This window comes from Acidobacteriota bacterium (assembly GCA_039683095.1).
Taxonomy (GTDB): Bacteria; Acidobacteriota; Aminicenantia; order Aminicenantales; family Saccharicenantaceae; genus RBG-16-66-30.
Window position 1 is genome coordinate 1,098,904 of record JBDKSB010000012.1, and the last position, 15,522, is coordinate 1,114,425.

Here is a 15,522-nt window from a genome sequence, read left to right on the forward strand (position 1 = left end):
TGCTCCTATTTCTTCTTCAGCTTGTCGAGTTCCGCCTGCGCCTCGCCCTTCAGGAAATCGTCCTTGGAGGTCGTCTTGGGCAGCTCGATGGCCTTCTCGAAGCACTGCCTGGCTTCGTCGGTCCTCTTGAGCTCGAGGAGTGTCAGGCCGAGCTCGTAGTAATGGTTGACGTAGCCGGGCTGGAGCTCGATGGCCTTGCGCAGCCACTTCTCCGATTCCGCGAACGATCCCTTCGGGATCGAGCCGTAGATGATGCTGCCGAAGAAGCGCTTGGCCCCGCTGATCTCGGCGATCCTCCTGTGCCAGCGTCCCAGGGCATGATAGGCGAGGTGGTTCGACGGATCGATCTCGATGGCCTTGTCGATCTCGGCCCGGACCTCCTTCGAGGCCGCGATCTGTTCCTTGTTGCCGAGCATCAGGAGCCGCTTGCCGTTGGCCGCGGCCAGCTGGAAATGGCCCCAGGCGTCCTTCGGGTCGGCGGCCACGGCCTTCCGGGCCAGGGCGGTGGCGTCGGCATAGAGCTTGGACTGCCGGGCCTTGATGTCCTTGTCCGTGCCCGGGATGACGTCGGCGATGTCGACCATGGCCCGCGAGGCTTTCCACAGGGCCTGGTAATTCGCGGGCTCCAGGGCCAGCGCCGCCTGATAGTGCTCGAGGGCCTTGGCATCGTCGAACACGGCATAGGCCGCGTCGCCCTCGCGGATGTGGTCGGCGGCGGTCTGGGCCAGGGCCGGGACGGCCAGAAGGGCCGCGGCGGCAAGAACGAACAGGATCTTCTTCATTTTTCCCTCCGTGCCCTCTACCTTCTATTGATTTCTGGGGAAATGTCAAGCGGCGGGGCACCGGGGCCTGGCCGCGGCCGGCGCCGGCGCTCGAGGGCCAGGCCGGCCAGGAAGCCCGCCGCGCCCAGGGCGACGCCCAGGGGGAGCGACCGCGGCCAGGCGGGCAGAGGGATGATCCGCAGGCCCGAGTCGGCCAGGAACGACAGGACCGCGTAGCCGCCTCCCAGGGTCAGGCCCAGGAGGCCGGCCAGGGGGGCCCGTCTCTTGAGGAACAGGGCCGCCAGCCCGGGGACAAGCAGGCCTTCGGCCATGATCGTCGAGGCCAGGCCCAGGGTCCGCAGGATATCGTTCAGGCGGGCGGCGATGATCAGGGCGGCCAGGGCCAGGATCGCCGTGGCCGATCGGGCCAGGGCGAGCGGCCGTCGGCCTTCGGCCAGGGGCCCCGTTCCCGCTCCGGCCCCCCGGCCCAGGAGGTCCTTGGTCAGGGTGAAGGCGCCGGCGTTGAGGGCTGCGTCCAGGGTCGAGAAGATGGCCGCGAGGACGGTCACGAAGACGAGGCCGCCCATGAAGGTCCCCGATCCGGCCGAGACGAAGCGGGTGATGAGGGGGACGCCGGAACCGCCGTCCGGCGCGAGCGGCAGGAAAAGCATCCCGGCGGCCACGATGCCGGCATAGAAGAACCCGAGGAGGACGGCCGCTCCGGCCGTGCCCGCCCGCGAGGCGGCGTCGCTTCGAGCGGCCTGCATCCTCTGCCAGGCGATGGGCGAAATGGTCCAGGCCAGAAGAAATGACAGGGCGATCAGGGCGTTGCGCCCGCCGTCCGCGACAGGATCGAAATAGGCCGTCTTCCCGGCCGCGGCGGCCGCGGCCCGGACCGCGGCCCACGACGTCTTCGAAGCCAGGGAGGCGATCATGGCCGCGATGCCGGCGACGAGCAGTGCGAACTGGAGGACGTGAGTCCTGGCCACCGCGCCGAGGCCTCCGGACACGGAATAGGCCATGACGATCCCGGCTGCGACGAGCAGGCTCGGGAAGGGTCCGAGGCCCAGGAACGCCCCCAGGAAAGGGCCGGCGGCGACCATCTGGGAGGCCGCCAGGACGGTCATGTACCAGACGATGAGGATGGAGGTCAGGATCCCGGCCGTCCGGCCGTAGCGGCCGCGCATGAGCTCGGCCGGCGTCAGCCCGGAAACCGCCCGTATGGGCCGGGTCAGGGCCGTCAGGACAAGGAGCGTGGCCACGGCCGGCAGGCCGATGATCCAGATCGCCCTCGCGCCGTCGCGGCAGGCCTCGTCGACGGAAACCAGGAGCGAGGCGGCGCCGATCCAGGAGGCGCAGAGCGAGAAGGCGACCCGGGAGCCGTCCAGGCGCCGCGAGGCCAGGAAGAATGATTCCAGGGTCCCCGGACGGCGGCGGAGCCCCAGCCCGGCCAGCCAGAGCACGGCGACATAGGCGGCGACTGCCGCCAGGAACCCCGTTTTCATGCGCCGGGAGTATACACCATCCCGGGGGACGCGTCCTCTCACCTGCCCCCGGCGCATTTTCCCGGCCCATGCCCTTCCAGGGACGGTCCTGGACCTGTTATAATGACCGGCATGATGCGCTTGGCGGCCGCTCTGACGGGCTTGGCCCTCATGGCCGGCGTCCCGGGTCCTTCCGCCGCGGCCTCCTCCGCCTCCGCCGCCGCCCCGGCCGTGACCGCCGAGCAGGCGGTGGCCAACCTGCAGCGGGCCCTCGCGGCCGTCACCACGCTTCAGGCCCGGTTCGAGCAGCTCCACTACTCCATGACCGTCTCGGAGCCCTTGCGCGAGAAAGGCGAGATCTTCCTCCAGAAGCCCGGCCGCATGCGCTGGGCCTATAAGGACCCCCAGGACAAGGTCTTCCTCTACAAAGAGGGGGTCGTCGAGATGTACCTGCCCGAAGACAAGCAGCTCACCCGCAGCCCGGTCTCCAAGGAGGCTTTGGAGTCGGACATCTTCGGCATCTTCCTGGGGACGGTCGGGCTCCGCGACGCCTACACCGTCGAGGACAGCCTTTTCCCGACCAGCGCCGTCCGCGTCCGCCAGGTCAGGCTGACCCCCAGGACGGAGGGCGAATTCTCCCATATCCTGCTCGAGATCGACGAGTCGACCTGGCTCCTGCGCCGGGCCATCTTCCTCGAGTGGGCCGGGAACAAGCGCGAGTTCATCTTCAGCCAGGTCCGGACCGGGCTCCGCATCCCGGCCAGGACCTTCATCCTCAGGGTCCCCCCCGGCACCGAGATCATCGACGACACGGGGAGCGCCAAACATTAGGGGCGAAAAACCTTTCGGCCGGGAATCCGTATGAACAACCGAGGGCAGGACGCTCTCTCGATGACAGAAGACCGCCAGCTTGTGTCCCGGGCCCTCAGAGGAGACCGCAGGGCATATGAGATGATCGTCCGAAAGTACGAGCAGCCCCTCACGAGCTACATCCACCGGATGACCGGGGAGCGCGAGGCGGCTCTCGATTTCGCGCAGGAAGTCTTCCTCAAGGCCTACTGCTCGCTGGCCTCCTACCGTCCCGCCTACAAGTTCTCGACCTGGCTGTTCAAGATCGCCTCGAACCACCTCATCGACCACTGGCGGAAGAAGAGGGTCGCCACCGTCTCGATCGACCAGCCGATCGACGGCGACGACGACAGCCCGACGCCCCAGATCGCGGATCCCGGGCCGTCGGTAGCCCGCAGGTTCGAGCTGGCCGAGATCCGGGAGAAGATCGAGCGGGCCCTCGAGTCTGTGCCGGAGGCGCTCCGGGAGCTGTTCATCCTCCGCCATATCAACGAGTTCTCCTACGAGGAGATCGCCGACATCAAGGGGCTGCCCGTCGGCACGGTCAAGAACCGCGTCTTCCAGGCCAAGGAGCTGCTGCGAAAACGAATGGAGGGATCGTGACGGACCACATCCGCCCCGAAGACCTCTACCTTTATCTCGAGGGCGAGCTGGGCGCCTTCGAAGCCGAGCACCTCGAGGAGCATCTCGAGGAATGTCCGGCCTGCCGCGAGGCCCTGGCCGGGCGCCGCGCCCTCCACGAGGCCTTCACCAGCCTGCCGCCGTTCGATGTGCCGTCCGGCTTCGCCGCCTCGGTCATGGACAGCCTGCCCGAGCCGGAGGTCCGGAAGGCCGCCTGGCTCGCGCCCTTGATCGCCGGCGCGGCCGCCCTGGGCATCGGCCTGGCCGGCTTCTACGCCTTCACCGGCACGGGCCTGGTCGACCTGCTCGTCGCCTTCAACCGCTTCTGGAGCGCGATCCTCGGCCAGGTCCTGCCCCTGGCCGTCAAGACGTTCAAGCTCGGCGGCGTTCTGGCGAGGGTGGTCGGCGACCTGCTGAGCATGGGCCTGCAGGGGCTGGCGACCTTCAGCCGCGTCCTGGGCCCGGCGGGCACGATCATCGTGCTCGGCCTGGTCCTCCTCGTCATATCGTTCCTCGTCCTCCTGGGGGCGAGGCGAGTCCCCGGCCAGGGAGAAGAAGAATGAAAAAGGTCCTCGCTGCGGCCCTGCTGGGCCTGCTTGTTCTAGCCCCGCTGGCGGCGCCGGCGGCGGCCCGGGCCGAGATCAGCTCCCGGAAAGAGATCCGCGTCGCGCCCGGCGAGACGCAGGAAGAGATCGTCAGCTTCGGCGGCCACGTCCTCATCGAGGGCAAGGTCAAGGGCGATGTCGTCGTCTTCGGCGGCTCGATCACCATCAGCGGCGAGGTCGGCCAGTCGGTCGTCGGCGTCGGTTCGCGCATCCAGGTCAAGTCCACGGCCTCGGTGGCCAAGGACCTGGCCGCCCTCGGCGGGACGCTGGAAAAGGAGCCCGGCTGCGCCATCGGCGGCGATACCATCTATTTCCAGACCCGCGAGATCGGCGACCGGCTGTTCCGGGAAGGCCACGTGTTCGACGGCGTCTTCTCGCTCTCGATCATCCCGATCATCGTCGCGGCCAAGCTGGTCATGATCGTCCTCTGGCTCATCATCGCCCTGATGGGCGCCGGCCTGCTGCCCCGGCAGATCGCCTACGCCGGCGGCGAGATCCGGAAGCGCTTCTGGCCCGACCTGGGGATCGGCCTGCTGGCCATCATCGTCTTCCTGATGGTCATGTTCTTCGCCGGCATGCTCTGCTTCATCCTCGTCGGCATCCCCATCGCCATGGCCCTAGGCGTGGGCGGCTTCATCATCTGGGTCTTCGGCCGCCTGGCCGTCCTCTACTTCCTCGGCGAGAGCGCCCTGCGGGGCTTCCGCTCGACGAATATCACCGCCATGAGCGCGGTCCTGATGGGGCTGCTGGTCTTCAGCCTGGCCGGGTTCGTGCCCGTCCTCGGCCTCCTGTTCACCCTGGCGATGAACGCCGTCGGCTGGGGCGTCGCCCTGCGGACGAAGTTCGGCACGCGGGAGAACTGGTTCGTGAAGAAGCCGGCCTGACACGGAGCTGATTCCCGGGAGCGGAGGGCCGGATACGCGGCGGAGTCGCTCGGAGCCGTGCCGCCGGGAAACATCCCGATAAAGCCCGATCCGCAAAGGGGACACGTGCCGTCGGCACTTGTCCCCGGGATCGAGCTCAGCCTTCCAGGATTTCCCTTTCTTTCGCCTTGGCCAGCTCCTCGGCCTTGACGATCATCTCGTCCAGTAGCTTCTGGAGCTGCTCGAGACCGGAGAACTTATCGTCCTCGGTGATCTCCTTCTCCTTCTCCAGCTCCTCGATGAACTCCTTGGACTCGCGGCGCATGTTGCGCAGGGCCGTCTTCTCGTCCTCGAGCATCTTGCCGATCTTCTTGGCCATCTCCCGGCGCCGCTCCTCGTCGAGGGGCGGGATGGGGACGCGCAGGAGCTTGCCGTCGTTGAGGGGGTTGAGGCCGAGGTCGGCCCCGCGGATGGCCTTGTCGACCGGCTCGAGCATGGACGGGTCGTAGGGCTGGACGACGATGAGTGTCGGCTCCGGCACCTTGATGGTGGCCACCTGGTTGACCGGCGTGGCCGCGCCGTAGTAGCTGACCTTGATGTCCTCGAAAATGCTGATGTTGGCCCGGCCGGTCCGGAGCATGCCAATCTCCTTGCGGAAATGCTCGGCCGAGGCCTTCATCTTCTTGGCCGTATCGTTGAGCGCGTCTTTGACCATGGCGATCCTCTCGGAGTCAGGTATTAGGAGCCGTCGCCGCGGGGCGGCCCCGCCGGCGACCGAAGCGATGATAGAATACGCGCTCCGGCCTGTCAAGGAAGAGCGTGCACGTCAGGAAGGGGCCTGGTTCCTTCTTCTCCCTCAATAGACGCGGGTGCCGATGGCCTCGCCCAGCACCGCCCGCATGATGTTGCCGCCCTTGCCCAGGGCGAAGACGAGGATGGGCATGCCGTTGTCGCTGCAGAGCGAGATGGCCGTGGCGTCCATGACCCTGAGGTTCTTCTTCAGGACGTCGATGTAGCGGATGGCCTTGAACTTCTTGGCCGTCTTGTCGGTCACCGGGTCGGACGAATAGACCCCGTCCACCTTGGTGGCCTTGAAGATGATGTCGGCCCCGATCTCGAGGGCCCGCTGGGCGGCGGCCGTGTCGGTCGTGAAGAAGGGGCAGCCGATGCCGGCCGAGAAGATGATGATCCGGCCCTTCTCCATGTGGCGGATGACCCGCCGGCGGATGAACGGTTCGGCCACGGACTTGATCTCGATCGCCGAGACGTGGCGGGTGTCGGCCCCGGCCTTGTCCAGCGCCGCCTGCAGGGCGACGCCGTTGATGACCGTGGCCAGCATGCCCATCTGGTCGGCCGAGCCCTGGTCGATGCCCTCCTTGACCCCCTTGGCCCCGCGGAACAGGTTGCCGCCGCCGATCATGACCGCCATGTCGACCCCGAGGTCGTGGACTTCCTTGATCTCCCGGGCGACGGCCAGGGCCCGGTCGAAATCGATCCCGGTGGCGATGTCGCCGAGGAACGATTCGCCGGACAGCTTGAGCAGGACGCGCTTGTAGGCGGGTTGGGGTGCGGGCATTGTTCAGGCTCCGGCCGGAATTCTACACCGGTCGGGCCCGGACTTCAATCCTGGCCGATCTCGAAGCGCGCGAACCGTCCGACCTTGATGTTCTCGCCCATCTTGGCGACGAGCTGGGTGATCAGGTCGCGGACCTTGAGCTTGTCCTCGCGGATGTAGGGCTGGTCGAGGAGGCAGACCTCCTCGAAGAACTTCCCCAGCTTGCCCTCGACGATCTTCTCCATGATCTGGGGCGGCTTCTTCATGTCGCCGAGTTGGGCCAGGATGATCTCCTTCTCCTTGGCCACGATGTCGGCGGGGACGTCGGCCGGGGCGATCCACTTCGGCTTGGAGGCCGCGATCTGCAGGCCCAGCTCCTTGACCAGCTCCTGGAACTCGCAGTTCCGGGCCACGAAATCGGATTCGCAGTTGACCTCGACCAGGACGCCGATGCGGCCGTTCATGTGGATGTAGGACCCGACCAGGCCTTCCTTGGCCGCGCGGCTGGACTTGGCCTCGGCCCGGGCGTAGCCCTTCTTGCGCAGGATCTCGACGGCCTTGTCCATGTCGCAATCGCACTCGGCCAGGGCAGCCTTGCACTCCATCATGCCGATGCCGGTCCGCTCGCGCAGTTCTTTGACCTTTTCCGCTGTGATTTCCATGATCAGCTTCTCTCTTCCGTCCGCTCAGCGTTCCCCGGGGGTGCCGTCCCCGGACGTCTCGCCGCCGTCCCCGGACGCGGGCATGGCGGCGGCGGCGGCCTCTTCGGCCGCCTTCTCCTCGAGGAGCTCCTTGCTGATGCGGTTCTTCTTGCCTTCGATGATCGATTCGGCGGCCTTCGAGGCGAACAGCTCGATGGCCCGCACGGCGTCGTCGTTGCCGGGGATGGGATAGTCGATGGTCTCGGGGTCGCCGTTCGTGTCGACGACGGCCACGATGGGGATGCGCATCTTCCGCGCCTCCTCGATGGCGATCGTCTCCTTCGACGAGTCGATGATGAAGATGACCCCGGGCAGCCCGCCCATGGTCTTCAGCCCGCCCAGGTTCTTCTGGAGCTTGCGGTAGACCTTCTCGAGCTTGGACTGCTCCTTCTTGGACAGGATCTCCCAGCGGCCGTCCTCCTTCATCTCCTCGAGCTCTTTGAGCTTGTCGACGCTCGTCCGGACGACGCCGAAGTTGGTCAGGAGGCCGCCCAGCCAGCGCTGGTTGACGTAGGCCGACTCGCACTTGGAGGCGTAATCCCGGACGATGTCCTGGGCCTGCTTCTTGGTGCCGACGAAGAGGATCATCTTGCCCTCCTCGGCGACGCCGCGGAGGAAGTTCAGGGCTTCCTTGAAGTTCTTGATCGTCTTCTGCAGGTCGACGATGTAGATGCCGTTCCTCTGGCCGAAGATGTATTCCTTCATCTTCGGGTTCCAGCGCTTGGTCTGGTGCCCGAAGTGGACGCCCGCTTCCAACAGTTCTTTCATAGTGACGGAAACCAAGATGAGCCTCCTCTTTAGCGCTTGTGATACTGAGGAGCCTTGCGGGCGCCCAGCAATCCGTATTTCTTCCGCTCTTTGACCCGCGCGTCGCGCGTCAGCAGGCTGGCCGCCTTGAGCACGGGCTTGAGTTCCCGGTTGAACTCGACCAGGGCCCGGGCGATGCCGAGCCGGATGGCCTCGGCCTGGGCCTTGGCGCCGCCGCCGCTGATCCGGAGGAACATGTCGAACTTGTCCTCGGTCTCGGTCAGCTGGAGCGGCTGGCGAATGATGGTCTTATAGGCGTCGAGCCGGAAATAATCAGCGTAGGGCCGCGGCCTCTTGTTGACGAACAGCGTGATGTCGCCCTTGCCCGAGCGCAGGAAGACGCGGGCGATGGCCGATTTCCTCTTCCCCGTTCCGTAGTACTGGATCAGACTCAAAGGGGCCTCCTAAAACTTGTATTCCTGGGGGTTCTGGGCTTCGTGGGGGTGGGAAGGTCCGCGATAGACCTTGAGCTTCTTGTACAGGGCCCGGCCGAGCTTTCCCTTGGGAACCATGCCCCAGACGGCCTTCTTGATGACCTCCTCCGGCTTCCGGGCCAGGAGGTCCTTGAGGGTCTCCTCCTTGATGCCGCCCGGATAGAGGGAGTGGGTGTAGTACTTCTTCTGGTCGAGCTTGCGCCCGGTGACCTTGATCTTCTCGGCGTTGATGACCACGACGAAGTCCCCGGTGTCCAGGTGGCTGGTGAACTGGGGCTTCTTCTTGCCGCGGATCAGGTCGGCCACCTCGGTCGCCAGCCGGCCGAGGATCCGGCCGTCGGCGTCGATGAGCCACCACTTCTGTTCGATCTCATTCGATTTTGGAATATACGTCCTCATGAGCTTCTAACCTTAAACAAGAGATAGAAAGACGCCCTAAAATACTAAAAAATCTGGAAAAAGTCAACTTTCTTGCCAAGACGCCCGGCCGAACCTCTTCCCCAGGGCCAGCCGGGCCAGGGCGATGCCGGCCAGGAAGCCCCCGACGTGGGCGAACCAGGCCACGCCGCCGCCCATGCCCACGTTGAGGACCTGGAGCAGGAACCAGAGCCCGAGGATGACCGCGGCCGGGACCGGCACGACGTCGATGTAGAAGATGAGGAAGACGAAGGTCCTGATCCGGGCCCGGGGGAAGATCACGGCGTAGGCCCCCAGGACGCCGGCGATGGCCCCGGAGGCGCCGATCATGGGCACATGCGAGCCCGCCTGGAAAAGGACCTGGGTCAGGCCGGCGGCCAGGCCGCAGGCGAGATAGAACAGGAGAAAGCGGACGTGGCCCAGCCGGTCCTCGACGTTGTCGCCGAAGATCCAGAGGTAGAGCATGTTGCCGAGGAGGTGGAACAGGCCGCCGTGGAGGAACATGCTCGTCAGCAGGGTCAGGAGCGGCGGGACCGGGGCGGGCTCGGCGAGCGAGCGGAAGTGGATGACGTCGTAGGGCACGGCGCCGAAGCGCCCCGACGCGGCTTCCAGGCCGTCCGGGGAGGCGGCGCAGAAGATGAGGATGGCCGTGTTCAGCGCGATCAGGGCGACCGTGACGACTGGGAAGCGCGAGGTCCGGTTCTCGTCGCTGATCGGGATGAACATGGCCTAGATAAAAAAAGCGCTCCCCCCGTCTCCGGGCGGAGCGCTTTCCAACGTTTTCTGGGTCAGGATCGGAGCTACTTCTTCAGCTCTTCCTCGAGCTTCTTGCGCTCGGCGGCCCGCTTGCGGAGCTCCTGGAACTTCTCGAGGTAGCGGTCGCCCTCGGCGTTGTAGCGGGCTTCCTTCTCGGGCTCGAGCTTGGCCAGAACGGACTTGTACAGGGGGCCCATCCAGGCGTACGGCTCGGGGTAGTTGGCGTCGAGCTCGATGGCCTTGTTGATGGACGTGAGCGCGGCCTGGCCCATTTTCAGCCTTTCCGCGGTGCTCAGGAACTGGAAGCGATAGGCCCGCGACCACTGGTTGACGCCCAGGGCCAGCCAGGCTTCGGCGGATTCGGGCTGGAGGGAGATCCTCTTCTGCCAGAATTCGGCCGCCTTTTCGTAGGACTTCAGCATCTCCTCGGGCGTGCCGGCGGATTCCTGATAGTACTGGGCCATGTAGGCGTAGCCCTGCGGATTTTCCGGATCGGTCTCGATGCGCCGCAGGTACATGGACTCGGCCTTCTTGGCGACGGCCTTGTTGTCGGCGGAATAGCGCTTGTAGAACTCGGCCACGACGTAGTAGTTGCTCATGTTCTCGGGCTGGAGCTCGATGATGCGGAGATAGAGCTTCTCGGCCTCGGGGAACTTCTTGAGCTTGTCGTACATATCGCCCAGGGAGTAGATGATGTCTTTGTTGTTGGGCTCGATCTCGAGGGCCTTGGTGAGGGCGCCCAGTGTCTTCTTCTCGAGCTCCTTATTGAGCGGCGTGTCGACGCCGGGCTTGTAGAGCTGCTTGTAGCTCTCGCCGAGGAAGCGGTAGGCCTGGGTCAGGCTGGGGTTGTACTTGAGCGTCGCTTCGTACTCGGTGATGGCCTTGCGGTACTGGTTCTCCCGGAAGAAGCTGTTGGCCTTGCTGAAATGGTAATTGGCGGCAAGCTTGCTGTAAGAGATGTTCTGGCAGGCCGTGGACGCGACGATGAGCGCCACCGCGGCTGCGACGAACATGATTCGCTGGGTCGTCCTGCGAGACATCGTGACCTCCTTAAAATCAAACGCGAGTCACAGAGAGAGACAAGAACCTATTTATAAACGATGCCTCCCTTAAAGTCAAGGAAAAAGCCCCGCTTGGGGCCGGCTCAGCTGGTCCTGACGATGAGCCGGATGGGGGTGCCGGCCAGGCCGAAATCCCGGCGCAGGGCGTCCAGGAAGTACTTCTCATAGGCGGGCGACAGGGGGCCCCGGGAGCCCAGGAAGAGGATGAAAGCCGGGGGCAGGATCCCCTTCTGGGTCATGTAACGGAGCTTGGCCCGGGCCCCGTTCTTCAGGCGGGGCGGCTGGGCTTCCGTCGTCCGGGCCAGGAATTCGTTCAGCCGGGAGGTCTCGATCCGGGTCGTGGCGGCCTGGTAGACCTGCTCGGCCGTGTCGAGGATCTTGACGATGCGCTGGCCGGTCCTGGCGGAAACGAAGATGAGGGGGGCGTAGGCGACGAAGCCGAGCTTGCGGAAGACCCGCTCGCGGACCCCTTCCGGCTCGACGGCGTCCTTGTCGACCAGGTCCCACTTGTTGAGGACGATGACCAGCGGCCGGCCCGATTCGAGGGCCAGCTGGGCGATCCGGGCGTCCTGGCGGGTCGGGAACTCCTGGACGTCGAGGACCAGGCAGACGACGTCGGCCTGGCGGATGTTGGCCTTGGCCCGGATGATGCCGGCCTTCTCCCGGCCGTCCTCGGCGGCGGCCATCCGGCGGATCCCGGCCGTGTCGACCAGGCAGAACGGCTTCCCGTCGCGGACGAGCAGCGTATCCGTGCTGTCCCGGGTCGTGCCGGGGATCTCGCTGACGATCAGGCGCTCCGCGCCGGCCAGGCGGTTGACCAGGGACGACTTGCCGACGTTGGTCCGGCCGACGATGGCGATGCGCAGGGGCTCCGCGGCCGGGGCCTCGTCGGCGGCCGGCCCGCCGGCGGGCAGGGCGGCCGCGATGGCCTCCTCGAGCGTGGCGATGTTGACCTTGTGCTCGGCCGAGACGAAGAAAACGTTCTTTTCCCCCAGCCGGTAGAATTCGGCCGTCATCGATTCCTCCTGGGCGGGGGAATCGAACTTGTTGACGACGAGCAGGACCGGCCGGCCGAGCCGCTTGATCCGGAGGTAGAGGTCCTCCTCGGCCGGGGCGACGTCGCGCTTTCCGTCGAGGACGAACAGGACGAGGTCGGCCTCGGCGGCCTCGGCCAGGGCCCGCTCCCGGACCTTCTCGCTCAGCGGCTCGTCGGCTACGCCGAACAGCCCGCCCGTGTCGACCAGGGTCAGGCGCCGGTCGTCGATCGCGCCCGCGGCCGCCAGGCTGTCCCGGGTCATGCCCGGGTCGGAGTGGACGAGGGCCTTGCGCCGTCCCAGGAGGCGGTTGAAAAGGGTGGACTTGCCGACGTTGGGGAAGCCGACGATGACCACGCGGGGGAGCTTCGTCACGGTCCGCCCCGGTTATCTCGCGACCAGGGAATAGTCCGGGAAGAAGGCCCGCGTCAGGTCGACGTGGCCGCCCAGGGTCTCCCGTTCCGCCCCTTCGACGAGGACGACGACCTTCTTGACCGGCTTGAAGTTGTAGACGAGCGTGTTGACGACGGCATAGACCGCGGCCAGCTCGGAGGTCGAGCCGTAGGACCAGCTCTCGGCGACGTCGCGGCTGAGATCGACCGTGGCCACGCCGTCCTTGGCGATGAAGACCTGGCGGACCCGGGTCTGGGGCGGCAGCGGCGAGGACAGGCCCTCCGACGAGCCGCGGATGAGCTCGGCCAGGGCCCGCTCGGCCTCGTCGGCTTCGCTCGGGCCGGCCGCGATCGTCCGCGTCTCCTTGTGGAGGAGATCATCGTCGTCGGCGACGAAGAAGAGGGTCACGGTCCGGGTCTCGACCGGCCTGGCCGGGGCCTCGGGCTGGGCCTTGGCGGCGGCGGCTTCGGCGCCGCGCTTGACCTTCTCCCCGCTCCGGCCGTTGAAGAAGATGATGACCAGGACGGCCAGCGCCAGCGTCAGGAGGGTCAGGACCAGCGCGGACCTGGACATCCCGCCGCTCTTTTTTTTCCGTCTTTTCGCGGCCATGGTCACCTACTCGCCCTTCCGGAGATAGCGGACCAGGCCGCGGTAGATGGCCTCGGCGACCTTGTTCTGGAAATCGTCCGAGGCCAGCTTCTGCTCCTCGTCCGGGTTGGAGATGAAGGCCGTCTCGACGAGGACGGCCGGGCAGGCGACCCCGGTCAGCACCTTGAAGGGCGCCTGCTTGATGCCGCGGTTGCGCGTGCCGAGCATGGCATCGAGCTCGCCCTGGATGAGCTCCGCGAGGCGGCTGCTCTCCTTGATGTAGGCGTTCTGGGCCATGTCCCAGAGGATCAGCATCAGGTCGTTGTCCGAGGAGGGGTCGATGCGGCTCTGGAGGTCCGAGGAATTGTTCTCGAGGTAGGCCAGGCGGCGCGTCTCCTCGTCGGTCGCGTTCAGGCTGAGGAAGAAGGTCTCCGAGCCGGAGGCCTTCCTCTGGACGGAGCCGTTGGCGTGGACGCTGATGAACAGGCCGGCCTTGTGGTTGTTGGCGATGGCCGAGCGGTTCTCGATCGAGACGTCGACGTCCTTGTCCCGGGTCAGGACGACCTCGAAGCCCATGTCCTTCTCGATCAGGGCCTTGAGCTTGAGGCTGACGGCCAGGGTGATGTCCTTTTCGAGGTTGCCGAAGCGGCCCTTGGCGCCCGTTTCGAGTCCGCCGTGGCCGGGATCGATGACCACGGTCCGCAGGGCCCGCTCCTGGGCGGAGGCGGCGGCGGGGAAGGCGGCCGGGAGCGCGGCGACGGAAAGAAGAACCGCCGCGGCAAAGGCCATCCGCTTTATCATTAATGACTCCATATTCGGGTGTGGTGGAGGCGGCGGGAATCGAACCCGCGTCCGAAAGCATTCAACAGCAGGTCTCTACACGTTTATCCTCTTCATTGTTCTCGCCCGCCGGCTCTCGAAGAGGAAAAGCGCCGGAAGGCCAGCCCCGAAGTTGTTTCGCTCCCCGGCCTCAGGACCGGACCGGTTCGCTATCCCGCTCGGTCGGCGCTCCGAAGGTCCTGCGGGAGAGGGCCCCCGGAACGGCGTGCCTTTCTATTAGGCCGCGACTGCTAAAGGTTCGGCAGTTAAAGGTTTCCACCTGTTTAGCGAGGTGGGTGGGACCTCGGCGTGCAACCTGTGTCTCATTACCTCCGTCGAAACCAGTTCGCCCCCATACTCCTTTCAGCTATTCATTATAGGGGCGTCCGTCCCCCTTTTCAAGACATAAGAGGGAACCCGGTCGCTTCTTGCCCTTTATTGACTCGGGAGGGCGGCCGACTTATAGTCCGTCCGTCTCTCGATTTCGTTCAAGGAGCGCCCCATGCCCGCTTCGATAAGCTCAAAAAAGACCCCCGTCTTCGCGATCGCTCTCGTTCTCGCCCTGGCGGCCCTGGCCGCCTGCGGACCCGGCGGAACGGACAAGGACCCGGCGGCGGCCGCTCCGGCCGCGACGGACGCGAAGGCCGCCAAGGCCCCCGCCCTGGCGCCCGTGCCGCCCATGGGCTTCAACACCTGGAACAAGTTCGGCTGCAACGTCGACGAGAAGCTCATCCAAGAGACGGCCGACGCCATGGTCGAGACCGGCATGCTGGACGCCGGCTACAACTGCCTGGTGATCGACGACTGTTGGCAGGTCGACCGCGCCGCCGACGGCCGGATCATCGCCGACCCCCAGCGGTTCCCCGGCGGGATGAAGGCCCTGGCCGACTACGTCCACGGCAAGGGCCTCCTCTTCGGCATCTACTCCGACATCGGGCCCAAGACCTGCGCCGGACGGCCGGGCGCGGCCGGCCACTTCGACCTCGACGCGGCGACCTACGCCGAGTGGGGCATCGACTACATCAAGGTCGACTGGTGCAACTGCGACGACCTCAACGCGCCGGCCGAATACGCCAGGTACCGCGAGGCCCTGGACCGGAGCGGCCGGCCGATCGTTCTGAGCATCTGCGAATGGGGCCGGAACGATCCCTGGAACTGGGCCAAGGGCGTCGGCCAGCTCTGGCGGACGACCGCCGACATCGGCGACGACTGGGACAGCGTCGTCTGGATCATCGGGGCCAATTCCCGGCACGCCGACGCGGCCGGGCCCGGCGGCTGGAACGACCCCGACATGCTCGAGGTCGGCAACGGCGGCATGACCTTCGACGAGTACAAGACCCACTTCTCGCTCTGGGCGATCATGGCCGCGCCGCTGATGGCCGGCAACGACCTCCGGGCGATGAGCGCCGAAACCAGGTCCGTCCTCCTCAACAAGGAGGTCATCGCCGTCGATCAGGACCCGCTCGGCGTCCAGGGACGGGTCGTCATAGAACGGGGCTACGGCGGCCAGGTCTGGATGAAGCCCCTGGCCGACGGCTCCAAGGCCGTCGCCTTCGTCAACTACACCGGCCGCGAGTTGGCCCAGTACGTCCGCTGGTCACAGATCGGCATCCCGGCCGGACCGGCCCGGGTCCGCGACCTCTGGGCCCACAAGGACAGGGGCGTCCACGCGGACACCGGGAAACACTACGACGAGCGGTTCGAGGTCAAGGTCCCGTCCCACGGCGTCGTCATGGTGCGCATCTGGCCCGGCGCATAGAAGCAGACCCCTCCC

At 66.2% G+C, this 15,522-nt stretch carries 18 protein-coding genes and 1 other RNA gene; 5 read left to right on the top strand and 14 right to left on the bottom strand.

Annotated features, from left to right (window positions below):
* Window positions 1-5: 5 nt before the first annotated feature.
* Together ABFD52_12540 and ABFD52_12545 are read right to left on the bottom strand one after the other, a co-directional pair.
* Complete coding sequence (locus ABFD52_12540; GenBank protein MEN6561594.1) at window positions 6-782, bottom strand: tetratricopeptide repeat protein; 777 nt, start codon at window positions 780-782, stop codon at window positions 6-8.
* Between the two features lie 17 nt (window positions 783-799).
* A complete protein-coding gene (locus ABFD52_12545; protein ID MEN6561595.1) occupies window positions 800-2,266 on the bottom strand; it encodes a hypothetical protein in 1,467 nt (488 codons plus the stop codon).
* A gap of 111 nt (window positions 2,267-2,377) precedes the next feature.
* Between ABFD52_12545 and ABFD52_12550 the strand changes: the two genes are divergently transcribed.
* From ABFD52_12550 to ABFD52_12565, 4 genes are all read left to right on the top strand, one after another.
* Window positions 2,378-3,076, top strand: a complete 699-nt coding sequence (locus ABFD52_12550; protein ID MEN6561596.1) for an outer membrane lipoprotein carrier protein LolA — start codon at window positions 2,378-2,380, stop codon at window positions 3,074-3,076.
* Window positions 3,077-3,196: 120 nt separating this feature from the next.
* Complete coding sequence (locus ABFD52_12555) at window positions 3,197-3,697, top strand: sigma-70 family RNA polymerase sigma factor (GenBank protein MEN6561597.1); 501 nt, start codon at window positions 3,197-3,199, stop codon at window positions 3,695-3,697.
* Window positions 3,694-4,278: a zf-HC2 domain-containing protein gene (locus tag ABFD52_12560; protein ID MEN6561598.1), complete on the top strand. Its 585-nt coding sequence runs from the start codon at window positions 3,694-3,696 to the stop codon at window positions 4,276-4,278. The genes ABFD52_12555 and ABFD52_12560 overlap by 4 nt, the downstream gene beginning before the upstream one ends.
* Window positions 4,275-5,204 (top strand): hypothetical protein, encoded by a 930-nt coding sequence (locus ABFD52_12565; GenBank protein MEN6561599.1) that lies wholly within the window; start codon window positions 4,275-4,277, stop codon window positions 5,202-5,204. The genes ABFD52_12560 and ABFD52_12565 overlap by 4 nt, the downstream gene beginning before the upstream one ends.
* 136 nt (window positions 5,205-5,340) lie before the next feature.
* On the opposite strand, the gene frr is transcribed toward ABFD52_12565, so the two are convergent.
* From frr to ssrA, 12 genes are all read right to left on the bottom strand, one after another.
* Entirely contained in the window at window positions 5,341-5,898 is a 558-nt protein-coding gene (frr, locus tag ABFD52_12570) for a ribosome recycling factor (GenBank protein MEN6561600.1), read from the bottom strand.
* A gap of 141 nt (window positions 5,899-6,039) precedes the next feature.
* On the bottom strand, window positions 6,040-6,759 hold the full coding sequence (pyrH, locus tag ABFD52_12575) for a UMP kinase (protein MEN6561601.1): 720 nt from the start codon (window positions 6,757-6,759) through the stop codon (window positions 6,040-6,042).
* 44 nt (window positions 6,760-6,803) lie between these two features.
* Complete coding sequence (gene tsf / locus ABFD52_12580; GenBank protein MEN6561602.1) at window positions 6,804-7,400, bottom strand: translation elongation factor Ts; 597 nt, start codon at window positions 7,398-7,400, stop codon at window positions 6,804-6,806.
* A gap of 24 nt (window positions 7,401-7,424) precedes the next feature.
* Window positions 7,425-8,222, bottom strand: coding sequence for a 30S ribosomal protein S2 (gene rpsB / locus ABFD52_12585; protein ID MEN6561603.1), 798 nt, complete (start codon window positions 8,220-8,222; stop codon window positions 7,425-7,427).
* Between the two features lie 14 nt (window positions 8,223-8,236).
* The gene (rpsI, locus tag ABFD52_12590) at window positions 8,237-8,641 is read right to left on the bottom strand and encodes a 30S ribosomal protein S9 (GenBank protein ID MEN6561604.1); all 405 of its coding nucleotides are present in this window, start codon (window positions 8,639-8,641) and stop codon (window positions 8,237-8,239) included.
* 9 nt (window positions 8,642-8,650) lie between these two features.
* On the bottom strand, window positions 8,651-9,079 hold the full coding sequence (gene rplM / locus ABFD52_12595) for a 50S ribosomal protein L13 (GenBank protein ID MEN6561605.1): 429 nt from the start codon (window positions 9,077-9,079) through the stop codon (window positions 8,651-8,653).
* 63 nt (window positions 9,080-9,142) lie between these two features.
* The gene (locus ABFD52_12600; GenBank protein MEN6561606.1) at window positions 9,143-9,823 is read right to left on the bottom strand and encodes a rhomboid family intramembrane serine protease; all 681 of its coding nucleotides are present in this window, start codon (window positions 9,821-9,823) and stop codon (window positions 9,143-9,145) included.
* 74 nt (window positions 9,824-9,897) lie between these two features.
* Entirely contained in the window at window positions 9,898-10,893 is a 996-nt protein-coding gene (locus ABFD52_12605) for a tetratricopeptide repeat protein (GenBank protein ID MEN6561607.1), read from the bottom strand.
* A gap of 104 nt (window positions 10,894-10,997) precedes the next feature.
* Window positions 10,998-12,323, bottom strand: coding sequence for a ribosome biogenesis GTPase Der (der, locus tag ABFD52_12610; protein MEN6561608.1), 1,326 nt, complete (start codon window positions 12,321-12,323; stop codon window positions 10,998-11,000).
* A 12-nt stretch (window positions 12,324-12,335) separates the two neighbouring features.
* Window positions 12,336-12,950 carry a GerMN domain-containing protein gene (locus tag ABFD52_12615; GenBank protein MEN6561609.1) on the bottom strand — a complete coding sequence of 205 codons (615 nt, stop codon included), beginning with the start codon at window positions 12,948-12,950 and terminating at the stop codon, window positions 12,336-12,338.
* A gap of 6 nt (window positions 12,951-12,956) precedes the next feature.
* A complete protein-coding gene (locus ABFD52_12620) occupies window positions 12,957-13,730 on the bottom strand; it encodes an N-acetylmuramoyl-L-alanine amidase (protein ID MEN6561610.1) in 774 nt (257 codons plus the stop codon).
* A gap of 21 nt (window positions 13,731-13,751) precedes the next feature.
* Window positions 13,752-14,102, bottom strand: a transfer-messenger RNA (tmRNA) gene (gene ssrA, locus ABFD52_12625).
* A 148-nt stretch (window positions 14,103-14,250) separates the two neighbouring features.
* Between ssrA and ABFD52_12630 the strand changes: the two genes are divergently transcribed.
* Window positions 14,251-15,507, top strand: a complete 1,257-nt coding sequence (locus ABFD52_12630) for a glycoside hydrolase family 27 protein (GenBank protein MEN6561611.1) — start codon at window positions 14,251-14,253, stop codon at window positions 15,505-15,507.
* Window positions 15,508-15,522 lie beyond the last annotated feature (15 nt).